At 67.3% G+C, this 21,147-nt stretch carries 24 protein-coding genes and 1 tRNA gene; 12 read left to right on the top strand and 13 right to left on the bottom strand.

Annotated features, from left to right (window positions below):
- Window positions 1–25: 25 nt before the first annotated feature.
- Window positions 26–361, bottom strand: coding sequence for a helix-turn-helix transcriptional regulator (locus C936_RS0105070; protein WP_017925754.1), 336 nt, complete (start codon window positions 359–361; stop codon window positions 26–28).
- A 77-nt stretch (window positions 362–438) separates the two neighbouring features.
- On the opposite strand from C936_RS0105070, the gene C936_RS0105075 reads away from it, so the two are divergent.
- The 6 genes from C936_RS0105075 to ruvA all read left to right on the top strand — a co-directional run bounded on the left by C936_RS0105075 (window position 439) and on the right by ruvA (window position 5,698).
- On the top strand, window positions 439–1,638 hold the full coding sequence (locus C936_RS0105075; protein WP_038038402.1) for a peptidoglycan DD-metalloendopeptidase family protein: 1,200 nt from the start codon (window positions 439–441) through the stop codon (window positions 1,636–1,638).
- Between the two features lie 141 nt (window positions 1,639–1,779).
- A complete protein-coding gene (locus C936_RS0105080) occupies window positions 1,780–3,066 on the top strand; it encodes a S41 family peptidase (RefSeq protein ID WP_018138625.1) in 1,287 nt (428 codons plus the stop codon).
- Between the two features lie 12 nt (window positions 3,067–3,078).
- Window positions 3,079–3,633 (top strand): DJ-1 family glyoxalase III, encoded by a 555-nt coding sequence (locus C936_RS0105085; RefSeq protein ID WP_018138626.1) that lies wholly within the window; start codon window positions 3,079–3,081, stop codon window positions 3,631–3,633.
- A 161-nt stretch (window positions 3,634–3,794) separates the two neighbouring features.
- Window positions 3,795–4,532, top strand: coding sequence for a YebC/PmpR family DNA-binding transcriptional regulator (locus C936_RS0105090; protein WP_018138627.1), 738 nt, complete (start codon window positions 3,795–3,797; stop codon window positions 4,530–4,532).
- Window positions 4,533–4,580: 48 nt separating this feature from the next.
- Complete coding sequence (gene ruvC / locus C936_RS0105095; RefSeq protein WP_018138628.1) at window positions 4,581–5,096, top strand: crossover junction endodeoxyribonuclease RuvC; 516 nt, start codon at window positions 4,581–4,583, stop codon at window positions 5,094–5,096.
- Complete coding sequence (ruvA, locus tag C936_RS0105100; RefSeq protein ID WP_018649267.1) at window positions 5,093–5,698, top strand: Holliday junction branch migration protein RuvA; 606 nt, start codon at window positions 5,093–5,095, stop codon at window positions 5,696–5,698. Before ruvC ends, ruvA begins: the two co-directional genes overlap by 4 nt.
- Before the next feature lie 55 nt (window positions 5,699–5,753).
- On the opposite strand, the gene C936_RS0105105 is transcribed toward ruvA, so the two are convergent.
- Window positions 5,754–6,194, bottom strand: a complete 441-nt coding sequence (locus tag C936_RS0105105; RefSeq protein ID WP_018649268.1) for a DUF3617 family protein — start codon at window positions 6,192–6,194, stop codon at window positions 5,754–5,756.
- Window positions 6,195–6,313: 119 nt separating this feature from the next.
- On the opposite strand from C936_RS0105105, the gene C936_RS0105110 reads away from it, so the two are divergent.
- Complete coding sequence (locus C936_RS0105110; protein WP_038038400.1) at window positions 6,314–7,273, top strand: matrixin family metalloprotease; 960 nt, start codon at window positions 6,314–6,316, stop codon at window positions 7,271–7,273.
- Window positions 7,274–7,307: 34 nt separating this feature from the next.
- On the opposite strand, the gene C936_RS0105115 is transcribed toward C936_RS0105110, so the two are convergent.
- The 9 genes from C936_RS0105115 to rplU form a co-directional block, all read right to left on the bottom strand.
- Window positions 7,308–8,612, bottom strand: a complete 1,305-nt coding sequence (locus tag C936_RS0105115) for an OmpP1/FadL family transporter (protein WP_018649270.1) — start codon at window positions 8,610–8,612, stop codon at window positions 7,308–7,310.
- A gap of 165 nt (window positions 8,613–8,777) precedes the next feature.
- Window positions 8,778–8,966 carry a DUF3185 family protein gene (locus C936_RS0105120; RefSeq protein ID WP_026278814.1) on the bottom strand — a complete coding sequence of 63 codons (189 nt, stop codon included), beginning with the start codon at window positions 8,964–8,966 and terminating at the stop codon, window positions 8,778–8,780.
- Between the two features lie 24 nt (window positions 8,967–8,990).
- Window positions 8,991–9,248, bottom strand: coding sequence for a GlsB/YeaQ/YmgE family stress response membrane protein (locus C936_RS0105125; protein ID WP_018138634.1), 258 nt, complete (start codon window positions 9,246–9,248; stop codon window positions 8,991–8,993).
- A 63-nt stretch (window positions 9,249–9,311) separates the two neighbouring features.
- Window positions 9,312–11,441, bottom strand: coding sequence for an ATP-dependent DNA helicase RecG (recG, locus tag C936_RS0105130; RefSeq protein ID WP_081616828.1), 2,130 nt, complete (start codon window positions 11,439–11,441; stop codon window positions 9,312–9,314).
- Window positions 11,395–11,784, bottom strand: coding sequence for a RidA family protein (locus C936_RS0105135; RefSeq protein ID WP_018138636.1), 390 nt, complete (start codon window positions 11,782–11,784; stop codon window positions 11,395–11,397). The genes recG and C936_RS0105135 overlap by 47 nt, the downstream gene beginning before the upstream one ends.
- Before the next feature lie 85 nt (window positions 11,785–11,869).
- Complete coding sequence (gene proB, locus C936_RS0105140) at window positions 11,870–13,000, bottom strand: glutamate 5-kinase (RefSeq protein ID WP_018175411.1); 1,131 nt, start codon at window positions 12,998–13,000, stop codon at window positions 11,870–11,872.
- Complete coding sequence (gene cgtA / locus C936_RS0105145; RefSeq protein ID WP_018649273.1) at window positions 12,997–14,064, bottom strand: Obg family GTPase CgtA; 1,068 nt, start codon at window positions 14,062–14,064, stop codon at window positions 12,997–12,999. Before cgtA ends, proB begins: the two co-directional genes overlap by 4 nt.
- A gap of 88 nt (window positions 14,065–14,152) precedes the next feature.
- Window positions 14,153–14,413, bottom strand: coding sequence for a 50S ribosomal protein L27 (rpmA, locus tag C936_RS0105150; protein ID WP_012983372.1), 261 nt, complete (start codon window positions 14,411–14,413; stop codon window positions 14,153–14,155).
- Window positions 14,414–14,446: 33 nt separating this feature from the next.
- Window positions 14,447–14,758, bottom strand: a complete 312-nt coding sequence (gene rplU / locus C936_RS0105155) for a 50S ribosomal protein L21 (RefSeq protein ID WP_012983371.1) — start codon at window positions 14,756–14,758, stop codon at window positions 14,447–14,449.
- 202 nt (window positions 14,759–14,960) lie between these two features.
- On the opposite strand from rplU, the gene ispB reads away from it, so the two are divergent.
- From ispB to spoT, 5 genes are all read left to right on the top strand, one after another.
- Complete coding sequence (gene ispB, locus C936_RS0105160) at window positions 14,961–15,929, top strand: octaprenyl diphosphate synthase (protein ID WP_018175413.1); 969 nt, start codon at window positions 14,961–14,963, stop codon at window positions 15,927–15,929.
- A gap of 128 nt (window positions 15,930–16,057) precedes the next feature.
- Window positions 16,058–16,134 (top strand) — tRNA-Pro (locus C936_RS0105165).
- 85 nt (window positions 16,135–16,219) lie between these two features.
- Window positions 16,220–16,870, top strand: a complete 651-nt coding sequence (gmk, locus tag C936_RS0105170) for a guanylate kinase (RefSeq protein ID WP_018138640.1) — start codon at window positions 16,220–16,222, stop codon at window positions 16,868–16,870.
- Window positions 16,871–16,904: 34 nt separating this feature from the next.
- Window positions 16,905–17,180: a DNA-directed RNA polymerase subunit omega gene (gene rpoZ, locus C936_RS0105175; protein WP_017925738.1), complete on the top strand. Its 276-nt coding sequence runs from the start codon at window positions 16,905–16,907 to the stop codon at window positions 17,178–17,180.
- Between the two features lie 13 nt (window positions 17,181–17,193).
- Window positions 17,194–19,365, top strand: a complete 2,172-nt coding sequence (gene spoT, locus C936_RS0105180; protein ID WP_018649274.1) for a bifunctional GTP diphosphokinase/guanosine-3',5'-bis pyrophosphate 3'-pyrophosphohydrolase — start codon at window positions 17,194–17,196, stop codon at window positions 19,363–19,365.
- Between the two features lie 28 nt (window positions 19,366–19,393).
- Here the strand turns inward: spoT and mutM are convergent, their stop codons facing one another.
- Complete coding sequence (gene mutM / locus C936_RS0105185; protein WP_018138642.1) at window positions 19,394–20,209, bottom strand: bifunctional DNA-formamidopyrimidine glycosylase/DNA-(apurinic or apyrimidinic site) lyase; 816 nt, start codon at window positions 20,207–20,209, stop codon at window positions 19,394–19,396.
- Complete coding sequence (locus C936_RS0105190; RefSeq protein WP_018138643.1) at window positions 20,202–21,146, bottom strand: hypothetical protein; 945 nt, start codon at window positions 21,144–21,146, stop codon at window positions 20,202–20,204. Before C936_RS0105190 ends, mutM begins: the two co-directional genes overlap by 8 nt.
- Window position 21,147 lies beyond the last annotated feature (1 nt).

The following is a 21,147-nucleotide window of genomic DNA, read 5'->3' on the forward strand; positions in this document are numbered from 1 at the left end:
GGCCGCCGCGTCGGTCAGGGAGATGTCAGGAGCTGCAGAAAACGTCCTGCATCATACCGATCAGGCGCAGCGTGCGGGAGTCCCCCACTCGGTAGTAGACACGGTTCGCATCCTTGCGGGTCGCCAGGATGCCCTTGTCGCGCAGGATGCCCAGGTGCTGCGAAATGTTGCTCTGCGAGGTCCCGACCTGATCGACGATTTCCTGTACGCTGATCTCGCGATCGCCGAGAATGCAGAGGATCTTGAGCCGCAGGGGGTGGGACATGGCCTTGAGCGAGCGCGAGGCCCGTTCAATGTCCTCGTCCTGAGACATCAGTTCTTCTTCGACCATCTTTTCTTCTTCGACCGCTTCGTTGCTCACGGCATGCCTCTTTATTGTTTTGCGAAACAGCAAGCCCGTAACCGGGTGAGAATATAAGTACCTAAACGTACCCCGATATGCGAATTTGCGCAATCTTGACTTCCCGATACCCCTTACTGCTTGTTCTGGCGGCATTTTTGCTGGCGCCCGCAGGCAGCCTGTCGGCGTTTGAACCGGAGGCCGAACTGGAGGAGACGCTGGAGGCGATCCGTGACCTGGAGCGCAGTCAGGAGGAGCGCCAGGCCGCGCTCGAACGTCTGGAGGATGAGCTCGAGCGCGCGGCGCGGGGTAGCAGCGAGTCGCGGCGCGAACTGCGCGAACTGGAGGCCCAGCGCGAGCAACAATCCGAGGTGATCGCCGAGCACGAGGCGCGCGTTGAGCAGGAAGAGGAACGGCTGCGCGAGGAACGCGTGCAGGCAGGGCGCCTGCTGCGCGACCAGTGGCAGCGCGACCGGCACCCGGGACGCGTACCGGGCACCGGGGGTGAGGGCGAGCTGAGCCGGTTGCACCCGGAGATCGCCGCGCGCCTGCGCGAGGCGCGGGCCGAGGCGCTGGCGGCCCTGGGTGAACAGCTCGAGGTGCTGCGCGCCGCGCGCGACGACCTGGAACGCGAGCAGGCGGTGCTGGCCGAGCAGGAGGCGGCGCTGCGCGAGGTGGTGGCGGATCTCGAACGCGAGGAGGAGCGGCAGCGTGTGGCGATGGACGAGCTGGAACGCGCGATCGCGGACGAGGCGCTGGAGCTGGCGCGGCTGGAGCGCAATGCCGAGACGCTGGAAGACCTGATTCGCGAGGTGGAGCGCGATGCGGCTGAACGCGAAGAGCGTGCCGCGCGGGGCGATCCCCCACCCGAGCGTGCGCCCGTTCGTTCCGATGTCGCCTTTGCTGACCTCCAGGGCGAGCTTCCGATGCCGGCGGACGGCTCGGTCGTTCGGCGCTTCAACGAGCCGCGCGGCAGTCGTCTGCAGTCACGCTGGCGCGGAACCGTGCTGGAGGTTGACAACGGCGAGTCGGTGCACGCCGTCCATTTTGGTCGTGTGGTCTACGCCGACTGGATGCAGGGCTACGGTTTTCTGGTGATCCTCGACCACGGGAGCGGTTACCTGACGCTGTACAGCAACCTGGAGGAAATCCTGGTCGCCGAGGGCGAGGAGGTCGAGGGCGGCACGCGGATGGCCCTGGCCGGCGCCGGGCGCGAGGCGATCGCACCGGGACTCTACTTCGAGATTCGGCGAAATGGCGATCCGTTGAACCCTGAGGACTGGTGGCTATCTCAATGACGAGCGTCACGAAATAATCGTGACCGTGTTTGAAGGATTTGTCGGGCGAAAACAGCAGACGCAGTCGGGCGTTCAGGCATGGGTCAGATTCCCGGTGCTACCATCGGTCCGGTAAATACCTCCGTTTCTAGAGGATCGGTAATGAAGAAGTCTTGTCGCACTGGGTACGCCCTGGTGGTGGGTTTGGTTGTCGGTGTCATGCTCAGCGTGTCGGTGGCGGTGTATGCCGATCGCGAGAATGGCGCACAGAATGCCTTGCCGGTGGAGGACCTGCAGCGGTTCACCGAGGTGTATATGCGCATCAAGCGCAATTACGTCACCGAGGTGGACGACAAGGAACTGCTGGATAACGCCATCCAGGGGATGCTCTCCGGGCTGGACCCGCATTCGGCCTATCTCGACGAGCAGGACTTCGAGGACATGCAGGTCGGGACCTCCGGCGAGTTCGGTGGTCTGGGGATCGAGGTCGGCATGGAGGATGGCTTCGTCAAGGTCATTGCCCCGATCGACGACACCCCGGCGAGCAAGGCCGGCATCCAGGCGGGTGACCTGATTATTCGCCTGGACGGTGAATCGGTGCAGGGCATGACGCTGTCCGATGCCGTCTCCAAGATGCGTGGAGAGAAGGGCTCGGACATTACCCTGACGATCGTCCGCGAGGGCGAGGATCAGCCGAAGGAGATCACGCTGACCCGTGACCGTATCCAGGTCCAGAGCGTGCGATCCGAGATCCTCGAAGACGGGTATGGCTACCTGCGTATCAGCAACTTCCAGCAGCGCACCGCGCGTGACGTCGTGCGAGCCGTCGAAGAGCTGAAGGAAGAGGGTGATCTGCGCGGCCTGGTGCTGGACCTGCGCAACAACCCGGGCGGCATTCTGAACGGTGCGGTCGGTGTGTCCGATGCGTTCCTGGAGGAAGGGCTGATTGTCTACACCGAGGGCCGGCTGGAGGACTCGCAGTTCCGCTACCAGGCCTCGCCGGGTGATGTGCTCGGCGGTGCCCCGATGGTGGTACTGGTGAACCGGGGTTCGGCCTCGGCTTCCGAGATCGTGGCCGGCGCCCTGCAGGACCACAAGCGTGCGGTGGTCATGGGCCAGAACACCTTTGGCAAGGGTTCGGTGCAGACGATCCTGCCGCTGACCGAGAACACCGGTATCAAGCTGACCACCGCGCGTTATTTCACGCCGGACGGCCGCAACATCGAGGAAGACGGCGTAGAGCCCGATATCCGGCTGGAGAATCTGACGGTCTCGCGTGCCGATGACGGCAATGGCCGCGACGCCCAGGTGCGCATGCAGCGGGAGCTGCAGGGCGAGGACGTGCCGGAGGATGATGACGACAATGGCGAGAGCCTGGCCGAGCGCGACTACGGCCTGAGCGAGGCGCTGAATCTGCTCAAGGGGCTGAACATCTACAGCCAGCGCTGATCGGAGGTGGCCATGACGCAGGAAACACCGCGTGTCCTGGTGCCGCTGGCGGCCGGGGCCGAGGAGCTGGAGGCCGTCACCATCATCGACTTGTTGCGCCGCGCGCGCTTCGAGGTCACGGTCGCGGGGCTCGAACAGGGCCCCGTGCGCTGTTCCCGCGGGACGGTGATCCAGCCGGACGCCACGCTGGAAGCAGTTCAGGACGATGCCTTCGACCTGATCGTGCTGCCCGGTGGGCTGCCGGGCGCCGATCACCTGCGCGACGATCCACGGGTGCAGGCAATGCTGCGGGCACAGGCCGAGCGCGACGGCTGGCTGGGCGCGATCTGCGCCGGGCCCAAGGCGCTGGCGCAGGCGGGTGTGCTGGAAGGTCGCCGCGTGACCTCGTTTACCGGGGCACTGGACGAATCGGGTATCCCCTCTACCGGGGGGCTCGTGGAAGTCGACGAGCGCATCATCACCGGACGTGGTCCGGGGGCGGCGATGGACTTTGCCCTGACGCTGATCGAGCAGCTGGCCGGGCGCGAGGCCCGCGAGGCCGTCGAGGGGCCGTTGCTACGTCCTTAGCAAGGCAGACCTTTCCTGCTCCCCGTGCACGCCCTGCGCGGCTCCATCCAGCGTCCCTTTGCATCCTGGCATGAACCCGACGGCCCCAGTCGATTAGACTGTGCGGGTCTCGCGGTCGCCTGGCCGCGCCCAACGAACCCAACCCAAGGAGTCGTGACCGAATGGCAGGCCACAGCAAGTGGGCGAACATCCAGCATCGCAAGAACGCCCAGGACGCCAAGCGCGGCAAACTCTTTACCAAGCTGATCCGCGAGATCACCGTCGCTGCCCGGCAGGGCGGGTCCGACCCCGAGACCAATCCGCGCCTGCGCCTGGCGATCGACAAGGCGCTTGGCGCCAACATGACGCGGGATACCATCGAGCGCGCGGCCAAGCGCGGCGCCGGTGAGTCCGACGGGGCCGCGATGGAGGAGATTCGCTACGAGGGTTATGGCCCGGGCGGTGCGGCGATCCTGGTCGACTGCATGACCGACAATCGCAACCGGACAGTGGCCGAGGTCCGCCACGCCTTCTCCAAGATGGGTGGCAACCTGGGGACCGATGGCTCGGTGGCCTATCTGTTCCAGAACAAGGGCGTGGTCCGCTTTGCGCCCGGTCTGGACGACGAGACGGTCATGGAGGCCGCGCTGGAGGGCGGCGCCGAGGATGTGCAGGTCGAGGACGACGGCGCAATCGAGGTGATTACCGAGCCCGATGCCTATCAGGACGTGCGCCAGGCGCTGCTGGACCGCGGACTGGAGCCGGAGAGCTCCGAGGTCACCTGGCGCCCGGAGACCCTGTCGCCACTGGATGCGGAGACCGCCGAGTCCGTGCTGAAGCTCCTGGAGATGCTGGACGACCTGGACGACGTGCAGAACGTCTTTACCAACGCCGATTTCCCGGAAGGCGTGGGGCAGTGATGCCGCGCTGCTGCGCGCCGTAATCCGCGCCTCTCTGGACAAACAACGATGCGTATCCTTGGTATCGATCCCGGCTCGCGGATTACCGGCTTTGCGGTGATCGAGTATGCCAAAGGCCAGGGCCGTTCCCGCGGCCATGGCGTGATCCGGCCCAGATCCAAGGGGTTTCCCGAGCGCCTGGGCGAGATCTTTGCCGGTGTCGTTGAGGTGATCAGCGAACTCAAGCCCGACGTACTGGCGATCGAAACGGTGTTCGTCGCGCGCAATGCGCAGTCGGCGATCAAGCTGGGGCACGCCCGGGGGGCCGCCATCTGCGCGGCGACCCAGGCCGGGCTCCCGGTACATGAATATGCGCCGCGTGCGATCAAGATGGCGGTGGTCGGCGTGGGCAGCGCGGACAAGGAGCAGGTCCAGCACATGATGCAGCAACTGTTACGTCTGACCGAACCGGCCAGCAGCGATGCCGCCGATGCCCTGGCCGTCGCGCTGTGCCATGCCCATACCGCCCAGCACCAGGCGCGTCTGGCAGGGGCCGCCTCGGCCGTGATCGGGGGGCGCCCATGATTGCCCGGCTGGAGGGGACGCTGATCAGCCGCGAGGTGAATGGCGTGGTGATTGATGCGGGTGGCGTGGGCTACGAGGTCGAGGTTCCGCTCTCCACGCTGGCGGCCCTGCCGGAGCCGGGCGGCAGTGTCGTGCTGACCACGCACCTCGTGGTACGCGAGGATGCGCACCAGCTATTCGGGTTCATGCACAAGCGCGACCGCGATCTGTTCCGGCGTCTGATCCGGGTCAACGGGATCGGGGCCAAGCTCGCGCTGGCGATGCTCTCGACCTACGCGGGCGATGAACTGGCCGGCCTGATCAGCGGCGGTGACGTGACCGGACTGGCCAAGGTCCCGGGGATCGGCAAGCGCACGGCCGAACGGGTGGTGCTGGAGCTCGGCGAGCGACTGGCCGAGATGGGATTCGCGGCCACGCCGGGTGACGCCGGCGCAGGGATCGATGCCCCGGCCGCCGCGATGGACGGCGAGGCCCTGGCGGCGCTCGAGTCGCTGGGTTATCAGCGCGCCAGCGCGGAGAAGATGGTCGCCGCCGTGCGCGATCAGGCCGATTCGGTAGAGACGCTGGTGCGCCTGGCATTGCGCGCGACCGTCAGGCGCTGAGAATGCCGGCCCGGTATCGCCTGGGCCGGTCAGATACGGTCAGCAGGCGCCCCCCCTAGCAGTCGCCGATGCGCTGGCCTTCAACCGAGATTCGCACGGACATGGGACCCATCGGCGAGTCGATCTCGCTGCTCATCTCGCCCTCCGCTCGATCCCCCATGAACTGCATTGAGCCCTGCATGTCCATGCTGGTGCCGTCGGGATCGGTGCAGGTCATGGTGTAGTCCACACCGTCCGCGCGCATGTCCATGCTGTCCACGCTGCAGCCGTCCGGTGCCTCGATCATCTCCTCGCCGCGCGCGAGGTCGTCCTCGGTCACGCACTCGGTGTAGGTCTCGGTCTGCTCCGGCATCTGGTGCGCGCCGTCCATGGTGGTGGTGTTCGTGTACTCCCACTCGCCCGGCTGGATATTCGGTGTTTCGGCCTGGGCCACCAGTGGCAGGAACGCGAACGGGACGGCGGCCAGCAGGCTGTAAAGGCTGGAACGAGGCATCATGATGGGGCTCTCCCTGCGAAATGTGTGCGGTTCATGGTGCCTTGGCGCTTGCAGGGGAGCAAATTGGCGAATGTCTCTGATCGGTGGCATGTTGCGGTTGGGGGTCTCGGAGGGGATGCATGGCCATACCATTATGGGTGTTGGGCGGTGCGGGTGCCGTGGTGCTGGGCGGCGCCGTGCTGCTGGACGGGGATCCGCGCGATTTCCTGGCGGGCGGCGGGCATCCGGCCGCTCCCGGCTGTGCGATTCCGGTGGAGATGCATCTGGGCGAGATCGACCCGCGCTTCGAGCTGGAGCCCGACGAAGTGCGCCGCGCACTCGATGCCGCGGTGGCGATGTGGGAGACCCATACCGAAGAACGGCTGTTTACCGCCCGCGACGGTGAAGGGATGGCCGTGCGGCTGGTGTTCGACGAACGTCAGGCCGGCGCCATGGCGCGGGAGCGCTCGCGTGCGCAGCTGGATCAGGCACAGGCGGATATCGACGATGCCCGGGAGCGCCTGGACCGCCATCGCTCGGCGCTGAACGCCGACGTCGAGCTGTACGAACGCGGTGTGCGCGGGTTCGACGAGCGCCGCCGTGCGCACGAAGGCCGGGTCGCCGACTGGAATGCGGGGCGCGGGGAGCGCAGTGCGCAGGCCCGCGAGCGTCTGGAACGGGAAGCGCGAGAGCTGCGCGAGGAGCACGAACGACTGGAAGAGCGCCGCCGCGGGCTGGAGGATCGCCGGTCGGATCTGAACGCGGCCGGTCGCGACCTGGAACGCGAGATCGCCGCCTTCAATGAGCAGGTCGATCAGTTCAACCGGACAGCGGCCGCGGGCAGTGGTTTCGACATGGCGATCTACCATCAGCAGGGCAACCGTCGCAGCATCACGGTCTACAAGGCGAGCGACTTTGACGAGTTGCGCCTGACGCTGGCACACGAGCTGGGCCATGCCCTGGGGATCGGGCACGTCGATGACCCCGCCGCGGTCATGCACGCGGAGCTGGGCCCGGCGAACGCGGGCCGCGAGGACCTGGCTGCGGCGGATCGAGCGGCGCTGGTGGAGTCGTGCGGGGTGGAGCTGGTGACGCCGTGAAGGGCCGGGGCGCGATCCCTCGCCCCGGCAGGCATCAGAAGCGGTAGCGCAATCCCGCCGACAGGACGTGTACATCGCCCCGCGTGCGCCCGCGAGTCTCGGTGGTTACCCCGACATTGGCAAACTCCGATTCGAGCTCGATCGACTCGCTGCCAACGTCGATATAGGCATAGCCGAAGTCGAAACTGAAGCGATCGCTGGCGCGGTAGCTGGCGCCGACCGTGTACCAGGTGCGGTCGCCATCCGGTGTGCGCGTGCTGCGAAATCCGTCGCGGGTCGGTGTGCGGTCGTACTGGATTCCGGCGCGCAGCGTCCACTGCGGGTTGGCCTGATATTCTGCGCCCAGGGCGATCGCATAGCTGTCGCGATAGTTCTGATCCAGGGTCTGGATGGAACCGCCACCGCTGCCGCGAACATCGATCTCGTCGAAGTTCGACCAGCGAAACCAGGTGTACTGCACAAGCCCGGTCCAGCGGGCATCGAACTCGTGCGACAGGGCGACGCTCGCGATATCCGGCAGTTTCAGTTCGGCCTGCGCGGACATGGTGTTGGTATCCGCACCGGTCCCGGCCGGGGGCGTGATCGTTGCGGTGCCACGCAGGTTCTGGCTGACCCCGTGGCGGTAGTGCAGGCCCAGCCGGGTCGCGTCGGTCAGGTCGGCCTGCAGGCCCAGGTTGAAACCGACATCCCAGCTGTCGCCCTCCAGCTTGAATTCGCCATCGGTGTCCGGATCCGGCCCCGCGAGCGAGGGGATGGCGCTGCGCAGCGTGGCGTTCGCGTAGTGCAGGTCCAGGCCGCCGCCGATGGAGACGCGCTCGCTCAACTCGAAGGCCATCGACGGGTGCAGGTTGATCACCTTCAGGTCGGTCTCGGTGGAGTCGTAGCGGCCGAAGAAGTCGTCGTCGTAGTCGTTGGCCAGGCCATAGGGTGCGGTCAGCCCCACGCCCAGCCACAGGCGCTCGCCATAGCGCTCGGCCCAGTAGAGGTTCGGGACGGGGGTCGGCTCGTACGGGTTGCCGCCGTTGCCACCGTCGGTGGCCTGTTCGCCGAAGGCGCCGGTGGCCGAGGAGCCCCGGTCGCTCATGCGTGTGCGCGGCATCAGCAGGTGCACGTTGGCCTGAAACTCGCCGCTTTGCAGACGCGTCATGCCGGCCGGGTTGAAGTAGATGGTGCTGGCGTCATTGGCGGCGGCGGCCTCGCCGGCATAGGCTCGGCCAAGGCCGGTGACACCCTGTTCCTGGATGTAGAACCCCGCTGCGAGCAGGGTGGCCGGCGCGGCGAACACGGCGCCGGCGACGGCCACACTGAGCGCCAGTCGGCGCGTGGAATAGTGCGTCATGCGGTCCCCCGGGGTCTTGTTATGGTCGGGGCAGGGCGTGCCCCCCGTCCCGGGGTGACCGCCTGCTCCCGGTCCGGACCCTACCGGGTCGGACGATATGCGCCAACCTTTTTTCGGGGTGTGAGCATTGGAAAAGTCATACGCTGGGGGATGACTGCGGGGGAGTCAGACCAGTAGGGCAAGCCCCACGACCGCGGCGGTGACGCCCCCGATCAGCAGGGCAAGCGTGCGCCGGGTGAAGCGGCCAAGGAACAGACGCGCCGCCCGTTCACGCAGGCCGAAGCTGTCCTGCAGCCCGACGATGGCCGCGATCAGGCCACCGACCAGCAGGACAATGCCGAGGATCTGGATCATCGCGTCTCCCTCCATGCGGTTCGTTTACCACTTGCGTGGTGCGATCAGGCGCAGCAGCGCCAGCAGCAGAATCGCCCCCACCGTGGCCGCCACCAGGGTCCCGATCAGGCCGGCCGTCGGTACCCCCAGCTGGGTGAACAGCCAGCCACCCAGCACCGCCCCAATGACCCCGATCACGATATTCAGGAGGATGCCCTGGCCGGCGCCGTGGACCAGCAAACCCGCGAGCCAGCCGGCGATGCCGCCGACCAGCAGCAGCAATAACAGTGATTCAACGGGCATTGAGTACTCCTTTGCTCTCTTGTCTGATGGATGACGGGGACGGGCGTTCCGTGCGGCCCGGATTCAGCCGACGGTGGCATAGCGCGTGGCGCTGCCCAGCCAGCGTTCGATCAGGGCCGCGGCGCGCGGCGGGTCCTCGCGCACCCGCAGGGCCAGCTCCGTGGCCTCCTCCAGCAGGTCCTGATCGCGTGACCAGTCGGCCACGCGGAAGCTGCGGTCGCCCGTCTGGCGTGTGCCCAGAAGCTCGCCGGGGCCGCGCAGCCGCAGGTCGACCTCCGCGATCTCGAAGCCGTCGTCGGTGCGGCGCATCGCCTCGAGGCGCTCGCGGGCGGTCTCGCCAAGCGGCGGGCGGTAGAGCAGCACGCAGGCGGAGGCGGTGTTGCCGCGCCCGACACGTCCACGCAACTGGTGCAGCTGCGACAGCCCCATGCGTTCGGCGTTCTCGATGATCATCAGGCTGGCGTTGGGGACATCCACGCCGACCTCGATCACCGTGGTCGCGACCAGCAGATCGAGCGCGCCGGCGCGGAAGCGTTCCATCACCGTATCGCGCTCGGGCCCCTTCATGCGCCCATGGGCCAGCCCGATGTTCAGCTCCGGCAGCGCTTCGCGCAGGCGTTCGGCGGTCGCCTCCGCGGACTCTGCCTCCAGTTGTTCCGATTCCTCCACCAGCGGGCATACCCAGTAGGCCTGGGTGCCGGAGCCGCAGGCGGCACGGATGCGCTCGATCACCTCGTCGCGGCGCTCGTGGCTGATCAGTGCGGTGCGCACGGGTGTGCGCCCCGGTGGACGCTCGTCGATGACCGAGCTGTCCAGATCGGCGTACAGGGCCATGGCCAGGGTGCGCGGGATCGGGGTCGCGGTCATAATCAGTTGATGCGGCGTCTGGCCGTTGCCCTTGTCGCGCAGGGCCATGCGCTGGTGCACGCCAAAGCGGTGCTGTTCGTCAATGATCGCCAGCCCCAGGCGCTGGAAGCGGACCTCCTCCTGGAACAGGGCGTGGGTGCCGATCGCGACCTGGCGCTGACCACTGGCCAGTTCCGAAAGCAACTGGCTCCGCTCGCTGGCGCCCTGGCGTCCGCCCAGCCACGCCACCGACACGCCCAGCGGTTCCAGCCACATGGCGAGATTGCGCCCATGCTGACGGGCGAGCAGCTCGGTGGGGGCCATGAATGCCACCTGATGGCCCGCCTCCACCGCCGCCAGGGCGGCCGCGACTGCGACCAGGGTCTTGCCGGAGCCGACGTCGCCTTGCACCAGCCGGTTCATCGGAGCCGGGCGGGCCAGGTCCTCGCGCACCTCGTGGATCACGCGGTCCTGTGCGCCGGTGGGCTCGAACGGGAGCTGGTCGCGCAGTTGTCGCCACAGTGCGCCCTCGGGGCGGATGACCGGCGCGCGGCGCGTATCCTGCGGGGCGCGGCTTTGTTCCATGCGGGCGAGCTGGTGGGCGGTCAACTCCTCCAGGGCCAGGCGGGTGCGTGCGGGCCCGCGCTGCTCGGCGGTGTCCAGTGCATCCAGGGCCTCGGCCCGCGCCGGCGGGTGGTGCAGCTGCTGCAGGGCCGTGTGCAGCCCGGGCAGCTGGCGCTGGTTCAGCTCCGGGAGCAGGTCGGGCAGCTGCCCGGTCGTCGGCAGGACCTCGGTTACCAGCTGGCGCAGGAGCTTCTGCGAGATGCCCTCGGTGGTGGGATAGATCGGAGTGAGGTGGGGCTCCAGCACGGGTGGTTTCGTGCCCACCACCTGGAGTTCCGGGTGCACGCACTCCATTGCGCCGGGCATACCGCGGGGCTCGCCAAAGGCGCGAATGCGCGTGCCCGGGCTCAGGCGGCGTTGCTGACCACTGCCGAAATGGAAGAATCGCAGCAGGATGGACGCGCCGTCCTCTTCCAGCGTGACCACCAGCATGCGTCGGCGGCGATGGACGACCTCGGCATGGGTAACCCGGCCCTCGAACAGGGCGGGGAGTCCCGGGCGCAGGGCGCGGATCGGGGTCAGCCGGGTACGGTCCTCGAAGCGCAGCGGCAGGTGCAGGAGGAGGTCGCGGGCCTGTTCCAGGCCCAGGCGGGCCAGACGCTCGGCCACTGCGGGGCCGACGCCCTTGAACCCCGTCAGCGGTGCCTGAAGGTCCACCGCGGTCGCCGCGCGCGGATCAGCCGCGCGGGCACCAGGCGATGGCGTCCATCTCCACCTGCGCACCCTTGGGCAGGGCGGCTACGCCGATTGCGGCGCGGGCCGGGTACGGCTCGGCGAAGACCTCGCTCATGATCTTGTTGACCAGCGGGAAGTGGGTCAGGTCGATCAGGAAGATGTTCAGCTTGGCGATGTCGGAGAAATCCGCACCGGCGGCCTCCAGCACGGCCTTCAGGTTGTCGAACACGCGGCGGATCTGGTCTTCGATGCCGCCGTCGACCAGCTCCATCGTGGCCGGGTCCAGCGGGATCTGGCCGGACAGGTACAGGGTGTCGCCGGCACGCACGGCCTGGGAGTAGGGGCCGATCGCGGCCGGGGCATTTTCGGTCTGGATGATTTCGCGCGACATGCGGGCTCCTTGGCTCGGGTCGGTGATTCGGGATGCGGGCACCTTACCGCATTCGTCGAGCGGTGGGATCGCCGGGGCAATGCATCTACAAGAGAACGAGATTGTCGCGGTGAATGAGCTCGGGTTCCAGGAGGTAGCCAAGCTCCGCCTCGACATGGTCCGCGCGCAGGCCGCGGATGCGTTCCACCTCGCTGGAGGCGTAGTTGGTCAGCCCGCGCGCGACCGGGCGGCCGTCCGGGTCGACGCAGGTCACGACCTCGCCGCGGCGAAAGTCGCCGCGCAGGCCCACCACGCCCACCGGCAGCAGGCTGCGGCCCGACTCGCGCAGTACGCGTGCTGCGCCGGCATCCAGCAGGAGTTCGCCGCGCGAATGCAGCTGGTCGGCCAGCCAGCGCTTGCGCGCGGCCAGCGGCTCGCGGTCGGGCTTTAGCCAGGTGCCCAGGCGCTCGTTCTTCAGCACGCGGCCGATCACCTGGGCCTCGCGCCCGGAGGCGATCACGGTATGCGTGCCGGAGCGCGCGGCGCGCTCCGCGGCCTTGAGCTTGGTGGCCATGCCGCCGCGCCCCAGGCGCCCGAAATCGGCAGCCACGAAGCGGTGCAGTTCGGTATCCGTGGCGCGGCCCTCGTGGATCAGCTCTGCGTCGGCGTGCTGGCGCGGATCACGGTCGAACAGGCCGTCCTGGTCGGTCAGGATCAGCAGCAGGTCTGCGACCACGAGGTTGGCGACCAGGGCCGCCAGGGTGTCGTTGTCCCCCAGCCGAATCTCCTCGTAGGCGACCGTGTCGTTCTCGTTCACCACGGGGATGGTCCCCATCTCCAGCAGGGCCTGCATGGTCGAACGGGCATTCAGGTAGCGCGAGCGATCGGCGAGGTCGTCATGCGTCAGCAGGACCTGTGCCGCGTGCAGGTCGTGGCTTGCGAACTCCCGCTCGTAGGCCTGCACCAGACCCATCTGCCCCACGGCCGCGGCGGCCTGCAGGCGATGCAGCTGGTGCGGGCGCTCGTTCATCCCGAGCCGGCGCATGCCCTCGGCCACGGCGCCACTGGAGACCAGGATGACCTCCAGCCCCTTGCGCCGCAGCGCGGCGATCTGGTGAGCCCAGGATTCCAGCGCCGGGCGATCCAGGCCCGCGCCATCGGCGGTGATCAGCGCGGAGCCGATCTTGACCACCACGCGGCGGATGGCCGGGAGTTCGCGCAGGGCGCGGGTGTTCACGCGCGATCCTCCCCGGCCTCGCCGGTCGCCGTGGGGGCCGTAGCGGGCTCCTGGTTGGCCGCTTCGATGTGGCGCATGACGGCCTGCATCAGCGCGTCCACCCCGTCGCCGGTGGCGGCGGAGATGGTGAATACCGGGCGCTGGTCGCCCGCCACCTCGCGCACCCTCGCGATCAGGTCCTCGAGGGCCTCGGCGTCCAGCAGTTCCTTCTTGTTCAGCACGATCCAGCGCGGACGACCGGCCAGTTCGTCGCTGTGGCGTTCGAGCTCGCCCAGCGCGGTTTGCATGTCTGCGACCGGATCGGCCTCGGGGTCGGGCGGGGCCACGTCGACCACGTGCAGGAGCAAACGGGTGCGCGCCAGGTGCTTGAGAAAGCGGGTGCCTAGCCCGGCGCCCTCTGCCGCGCCCTCGATCAGGCCGGGGATATCGGCCATCACGAAACTCTGGTTCGGTCCGATGCGCACCACGCCCAGCTGCGGGATCAGGGTGGTGAACGGGTAATCCGCGATCTTCGGGCGTGCGGCCGAGGCGCGCGAGAGCAGGGTGGACTTGCCGGCATTCGGCAGGCCCAGGAGCCCCACGTCAGCCAGTACCATCAGCTCAAGCGCCAGCTTTCGCAGCTCGCCCGGCGTGCCGGGCTTGCTCTGGCGCGGGGCCTGATTGGTAGAGGACTTGTAGCGGGTGTTGCCGAGCCCGTGAAAGCCGCCCTGGGCGACCAGCAGGCGCTCGCCGTCGCGGGTGATATCGCCCAGGACCTCGTCGGTATCGGCGTCACGGACCTGGGTGCCGACCGGGACCGGGATCTCCAGGTCCGCGCCGGAGGCACCGGTGCGCTGGCGCCCCATGCCGTTCTCGCCACGCTGGGCGTCGAAGCGGCGCTGGTAGCGGAAGTCGGCCAGGGTGTTGAGCCCCTCGTCGCCGACCAGCCACACAGAGCCGCCATCGCCCCCGTCACCGCCGTCCGGCCCGCCAAACGGGATGAACTTCTCGCGGCGAAAGCTCACGCAGCCGTTCCCGCCGTCGCCGGCCTTCACGGTAATGGTTGCCTCGTCGATGAACTTCATGCCGCTTCTTCCTGGTTCCCGTTCTTGATGCGCACAATAAAAAAGCCCCGCGGAACGGGGCTTTTGGCGCTACCAGTGGCGTGTCCGCTTACTGCTGCGGCTGCACGCTCACAAAGCGCCGGTTGTTCGGCCCACCGACCTTGAACACGACCTGGCCGTCCACCTTCGCGAACAGCGTGTGGTCCTTGCCACAACCCACGTTCTCGCCGGGATGATACTGCGTCCCGCGCTGACGGACGAGGATGTTGCCGGCGCGCACGACCTGGCCGCCAAAGCGCTTTACGCCCAGGCGTTTGCTCTCGGAATCGCGCCCGTTGCGGGTACTCCCGCCTGCCTTTTTATGTGCCATGGATTCGTTCTCCTGAAAAAGTGCGCCGGCGCGTCAGCCGGCGATGCCGGTAATGCGCACGGTGGTGTAGTGCTGGCGGTGCCCCATCTGCTTCTGCGAATGCTTGCGGCGCCGGAATTTCATGATGTGGACCTTCTTGGCACGGCCATGGTCCTCGACCTTCGCGGTCACCTTGCCGCCGTCGACCAGCGGGGCCCCGACGCGAACATCGTCGCCCGAACCGACCATCAGCACCTGGTCGAACTCGACCTCGGAGCCGGCTTCGGCCTCAAGCTTTTCGATGCGGATCACGTCACCTTCGGCGACGCGGTACTGTTTACCACCTGTTGCGATGATCGCGTACATTTCCCTGGGACTCCGTTGCGATACCTGTGTGGACCGGCCCGTAAAGTCTGGAACTGAAGACCGGTCTCGCGAAAGGGCGGAAATGCTAGCAGCGAGTCGCGTTCGGGTCAATGCCATTCGGCGGTGCGCGCTTGACACCCCACCGGGGCCTTCCTAGCATGCCAGCGCCTACCAACTTCCTCATACTGGCGCGCCTACCCGCATGTCCATCAACGCAATCCGAGAGCTGGCTGCAGACGACATGCAGGCGGTCGACCAGTGCATCCGTGACCGGCTCAGTTCGCCGGTGGTGCTGATCAACCAGCTGGGTCACTACATTATCCACTCCGGGGGCAAGCGCCTGCGGCCCCTGCTGGCGACCCTGTCGGCGCGCGCCTGCGCGGTCGAGGGCGAGGAGCCGGTGGTGCTGGCTGCGGTGGTGGAGTTTATCCACACCGCGACCCTGCTGCATGACGATGTGGTCGATGCCTCCGAGATGCGCCGGGGCAACGAGACCGCGAACCACATCTTTGGCAACGAGGCCGCGGTGCTGGTCGGCGATTTTCTCTACTCGCGCGCGTTCGAAATGATGGTCGAGGTCGGTTCGATGCGGGTGATGGAGATCCTGGCCCACGCGACCAACGTGATCGCCGAGGGCGAGGTGATGCAGTTGATGAACTGCCACGATGCCGATGTCGACGAGGCCCGCTACATGAACGTGATCCAGTCGAAGACGGCCAAGCTGTTCGAGGCCGCCTGCCAGCTGGGCGCCATCCTGGGCGAGCGTCCGCGGGCCGAGGAAGAGTCGCTCGCGCGCTATGGCATGCATCTGGGCACCGCCTTCCAGCTGATCGACGATGTGCTCGACTACTCTTCCGACGATGCCGTGACCGGCAAGCGCATGGGCGATGACCTGGCCGAGGGCAAGCCGACCCTGCCGCTGATTCAGGCGATCCGGGTCGGTACGCCGGAGCAGCAGACCATTGTGCGCCAGGCGATCGAGGACGGCGGGCGCGAACAGGTGGATGCAGTGCTCGAGGTTGTCCACGCCACCGGGGCCCTGGACTACGCCCGCGAACGCGCGGCCGCGGAGACCGAGGCAGCGATTGCCGCGGTGTCCGTGCTCCCCGAGTCGCCACACCGCCAGGCCCTGATCGACCTCGCGCGCTTCGCGGTGGGCCGCGATCACTGACCGGGCGCGGCCGCGGGTCGGTGCACTCGCGGCCGCGCAAGCGCATCGGGCGTTGCCCGGATCACGTATTCCGTTGGCCGAGGGCATGGACACGCCCGGAGTGGCTCGGCATAATAGCGGGCTCGGTTCGGAGTGTAGCTCAGCTTGGTAGAGCACTGCCTTCGGGAGGCAGGGGTCGAAGGTTCGAATCCTTTCACTCCGACCAACTCTATTTCCCTGGTGTGCCGGGTCGTATCTGGCCGGCAGCCAGCCGATGATTCCATTCCTGTTCTGCTCCTGCGGACGCGTTCATGACCGCCACTTCCCAGGCCGTTCGCGGCACCCTCTACATCGTTTCCGCGCCATCGGGCGCAGGCAAGACCAGCCTGGTCGCCGCTTTGCTGGAGCGGGTGGAGCAGGTCGAGGTCTCGGTCTCGCATACGACGCGCAAGCCGCGCGCTGGCGAGGTTGACGGCGAGCACTATCACTTCGTCTCGGCCGAGGAATTCCTCGGCATGATCGAGGACGGCCAGCTGCTGGAACACGCGAAGGTGTTCGACAACTTCTATGGCACCGCACGCGCCAGCGTCGAAGAGCGCCTGGATGCCGGCATGGACGTGATCCTGGAGATCGACTGGCAGGGTGCGCGTCAGGTGCGTGCGGCGGTGCCGGATGCGCATTCGATCTTCATTCTGCCGCCGTCGCGCGACGAGCTGGAACGCCGCCTGCGCGGACGCGGGCAGGACAGCGAAGAGGTTATCCAGCGGCGCCTGCGCGACGCGGAGTCTGATTGCACGCATTTCCGCGAATATGACTACACGGTCGTCAACTCGGATTTCGAGCGGGCGGTCAGTGATCTGGCCAGCATCTTCCGTTCCAACCGTCTGCGCACGGTAGAGCAGGAGATACGCTCCGCATCGACGATACGGAATCTGTTGGCGAGCACGCCGGGCACGGCGTAACATGCAGTATTAACGACTCATAACCGGAGTACCCATGGCACGCGTCACCGTCGAGGACTGCCTCGAAAAAGTGGACAATCGCTTCGAACTGGTGCTGATGGCGGCCCGCCGGGCCCGTCACATCGCACACGGCAAGGAGCCCCGTGTATCCGAGGACAACGACAAGCCCACGGTCATCGCCCTGCGCGAGATCGCCGAGGGGCTGGTCGGCACCGAGGTGTTCGACGAGCACGATGAACGGCCCCAGAACCAGATGCTGGACTTCAGCACGATCCGCCATCTGGAGCAGCTGGAAGCCGACGAACGCTAGGGGTCGATAACTCATGGCCGCTGGGCAGCCAGCCGCGCCCGGGGCCGCATCGCCGGTTCCCGGTGACTCGACCCGATTCCTGATCAGCGATCTGTGTTCCGAGCTCGAGTCCTATCTCGAGCCGGACGAAGTCGAGGAGGTCTATCGCGCCTATCTGCTGGGCGCGGAGGCCCACGAAGGCCAGACCCGCAAGACCGGCGAGCCGTATATCTACCACCCGCTGGCCGTGGCCCGGACCATGGCCGAGATGCGGATGGACCACAAGGCCATCTGCGCCGCGATCCTCCATGACGTCATGGAGGACACCGCCACCAGCAAGGACCGCATCCACGCCGAGTTCGGCGAGGAAGTGGCCGAGCTGGTCGATGGTGTCTCCAAGCTGACCCACCTGCAGTTCCAGTCCAAGGCCGAGGCGCAGGCGGAGAACTTCCGCAAGATGATGCTGGCGATCACCCGCGACATCCGGGTGATCCTGATCAAGCTGGCCGACCGCCTGCACAATATGCGCACCCTGGGCGTGATGCGCCCGGACAAGCGCCGCCGCATCGCCAAGGAAACCCTGGAGATCTACGCGCCGATCGCCCAGCGCCTGGGGATGAACGCGATCCGCCGCGAGCTGGAGCAGCTCGGCTTTTCCGCCAAGCATCCCTGGCGCGCCGCCGTGCTGGAGCGCGCCGTGCAGCGGGCCGGGGGCAACCGGCGCGAGCCGATGAAGAACATCGAGCAGGCCATCTGCTCGCGCATGGAGGCGGCGGGGATCGTCGGGCGCATCTCCGGGCGCGAAAAGAGCCTGTACAGCATCTATCGCAAGATGCGCGACAAGCACCACTCGTTCGAGGAGGTGTTCGACGTCTTCGCCATCCGCATCATCGTCGACGATGTCGACACCTGCTATCGCTCGCTGGGCGTGGTGCACAACCTCTACAAGCCGGTGCCGGGGCGCTTCAAGGACTACATCGCGATCCCCAAGTCGAACGGCTACCAGTCGCTGCATACCATCCTGTTCGGGCCGCAGGCCATCCCGATCGAGGTGCAGATCCGCTCCACCGAGATGGATCGCGTGGCCGAGAGCGGGATCGCCGCGCACTGGCAGTACAAGGCCGGGGGCGAGTCCGCGCGAACCGCGCAGAGCCGGGCCCGCGAGTGGCTTAAGGATGTGCTGGAGATCCAGAACAGCGTCGGCAACTCCATTGAGTTCCTGGAGAACGTGAAGGTCGATCTGTTCCCGGACGAGGTCTACACCTTCACCCCCGGGGGCGACATTCTGGTTCTACCGCGCGATGCGACCCCGATCGACTTCGCATATGCGGTGCATTCCGATGTCGGCAACCGCTGCGTGGCCGCGAAGATCGATCGCCAGCTGGCGCCGCTTTCGGTACGCCTTCAGAGTGGACAGACGGTCGAGATTGTCACCGCGCCTGGCGCGCGCCCCAACCCTGCCTGGCTGTCCTTCGTCGTCACCGGAAAGGCCCGCTCTGGTATCCGGCATTGCCTGAAGTCGATGCAGTCGGATGAGGCCCGGGCCCTCGGCGAGCGCCTGTTGGAGAAGGCCCTGAGCGCGCTGGACGCTACGCTCAAGCAGATCTCGCCGGCGCGTCTGGATCAGCTGCTGGACGCGATGCAGCTACAGGACCTGGACAGCCTGCTGGTGGATATTGGGCTGGGCAACCGCATGGCCTCGCTGGTCGCGCGCCAGATGGTGGGCAAGGAAAGCGCGGACGCCGACAACACGACTCAGACTACCCTGGCGGTCAAGGGTACCGAGGGTCTGGTGCTGAACTACGCCCGCTGCTGCCACCCGATCCCGGGTGACCCGATTATCGGCCAGTTGAGCGCGGGGCGTGGGCTGGTCGTGCACCGGGAGAGCTGCCGCAACGTGCTGCACGAGAGCCGCGACCGGGCGGACAAGACGATCGCGCTCGAGTGGTCGCACGAGCCGGAACTGCAATTCACCGCGGCGGTGCGCACCCGCACCGCCAACCGGCGCGGTGCGTTGGCCGACATGGCGGCCGTGATCGCCGATCACGGCTCGAATATCGAGCACATCTCGTTCAACGAGCAGGATGGCCACTCCACCGCGATGACCTTCCTGTTGACCGTCAGTGATCGTCAGCACCTGGCCCAGATCATGCGCGGCCTGCGGCGTCTGCCGGATGTGCTGCGGATCGCGCGTCAGCGCGGCTAGTTAGCGTTTCCCGGGCGTGCGCGGCTCGCTACCGTTGGCAGGTCGGGCAGTACGCCGAGGCGCGCTGCCCGATGCGCCGGTTGCGCAGCGGTGTCGCACACTCCAGGCACGGCTCTCCGGCGCGCCCGTAGACCCGCAGTGATTGGCGAAAATACCCGTGTGTCCCGTCCTCGCGCAGGAAGTCGCGCAGGGTTGTGCCGCCCTGTTCGATCGCCGCGCCCAGCACGGTGCGGATGAATCCGGCCAGTCGTTCGTATTCCGCCCGGGTTACGCGCCCGGCGGCCCGCCCCGGACGGATCCCGGCCAGGAAGAGCGCCTCGGTCGCATAGATATTGCCCACCCCGACCACGATATCCTGATCCATGATGAAGGCCTTGACCGGGCCCCGGCGCCCGCGGCTGCGGTGGAACAGGTAGTCGCCGTTGAATGTGGCATCGAGTGGTTCCGGCCCCAGGGCGGCCAGCAGAGGGTGCACCTCACCGGTCTCCGGCAGCGGCAGACAGCACCCGAAGCGGCGAGGATCGTGAAAGCGCACCTGCGAGCCATTCGTCAGATGCAGGATCAGGTGATCGTGCGTGCGCAGCGGGACGTCGGGCGTGCAGTGGCGCAGCGAGCCGGACATACCGAGATGCAATAGTGCCCCGCCACGGTCGGTGTCCAGCAGCAGGTATTTGGCTCGTCGCGCCAATGTCGTGATGCGGGCCCCGGCCAGACGCCCGGGCAGCTCCTCCGGCACCGGCCAGCGCAGGCGTCCATTGCGTACCTCGAGCCGTTCGATGGTCTGGCCTTCAAGAAGAGGTGACAGGCCCCGCCGGGTGGTCTCGACCTCGGGGAGCTCAGGCATGAACGCCCTCGATTTCCAGCAGGAGTTCTGGCCGGCAGATGTCGCCCCGGGCCCACTGGATGACGGGGCCCGGCTTCATTGCCTTGTAGTGGTCGGCGATCACCCCTGCAACGGCGGTGCGATCTTTGGGACGCCGCAGGTAGACCCGCAACCACGCGGGGCCGGGGAGTTCGCGCCCTGCCGTGTCGTGCAGGGCCTGGAGGTTGGTTACCGTCTCGCGCGCCTGGGCCACCACATCGTCCGGGTGGCGGCTTTCGTGACCGACGATACTGGCCGTGCCGGAGACCATCAGCATGGGCCCGGTCGCGGTCAGCAGCAGCGTGGCGCGCGCGAAGGCCGGGCTTCTCGGGCTGTAGCGTTCGGGGTAGTGGTAGGCGCTGACCTGGCGCGGATTTTCGATCGCACGGGCCGGGGCACGGGTGGCAAGCAGGTAGACGAACAGGCCCGGTTGCCGGGTGCCGATTGCGGTGGCTGCAGGCATGCTGCCCAGCGGGACTTCGAGCGCCCCCAGCGCCTCGGCGCGCCCGATACAGAAGGCCTGGTAGCGTTCCTGGCCCTGTTCGTCACCGTGGATGTCGGAAAAATAGTTCCAGATGCGTGCCGGGTGCTCGAAGCCGCGTTCCCTGCAGGCGTTCAGGAGCTGACGGTAGGCCTGCTCGGTTTGTTCGCGCAAAGGTCGGTCCGGGCCCTGCCAGGCGGCGAACAGAACATCATCGAACTCCAGCAGATGCAGGGGCGTGGCGTTCGTGGAACGTGCTGGGCCGTTTCCACACCAGCTCTCGATATAGAGATCCGGGGCCAGGGCCTCGAGGCCGGGGGCGACCTCGATCCGGCCGGCCCCGGCCTGGATCCCCACGGGGGCATCCAGTCGCACGTGGAGGCCGTCCTGGAGCGTCGTCCCGGGCGAGACGAGTCGGTTGTACAGGTGGGGTGCCATC

This window comes from Thioalkalivibrio sp. ALJ4, from assembly GCF_000377225.1.
GTDB lineage: Bacteria > Pseudomonadota > Gammaproteobacteria > Ectothiorhodospirales > Ectothiorhodospiraceae > Thioalkalivibrio.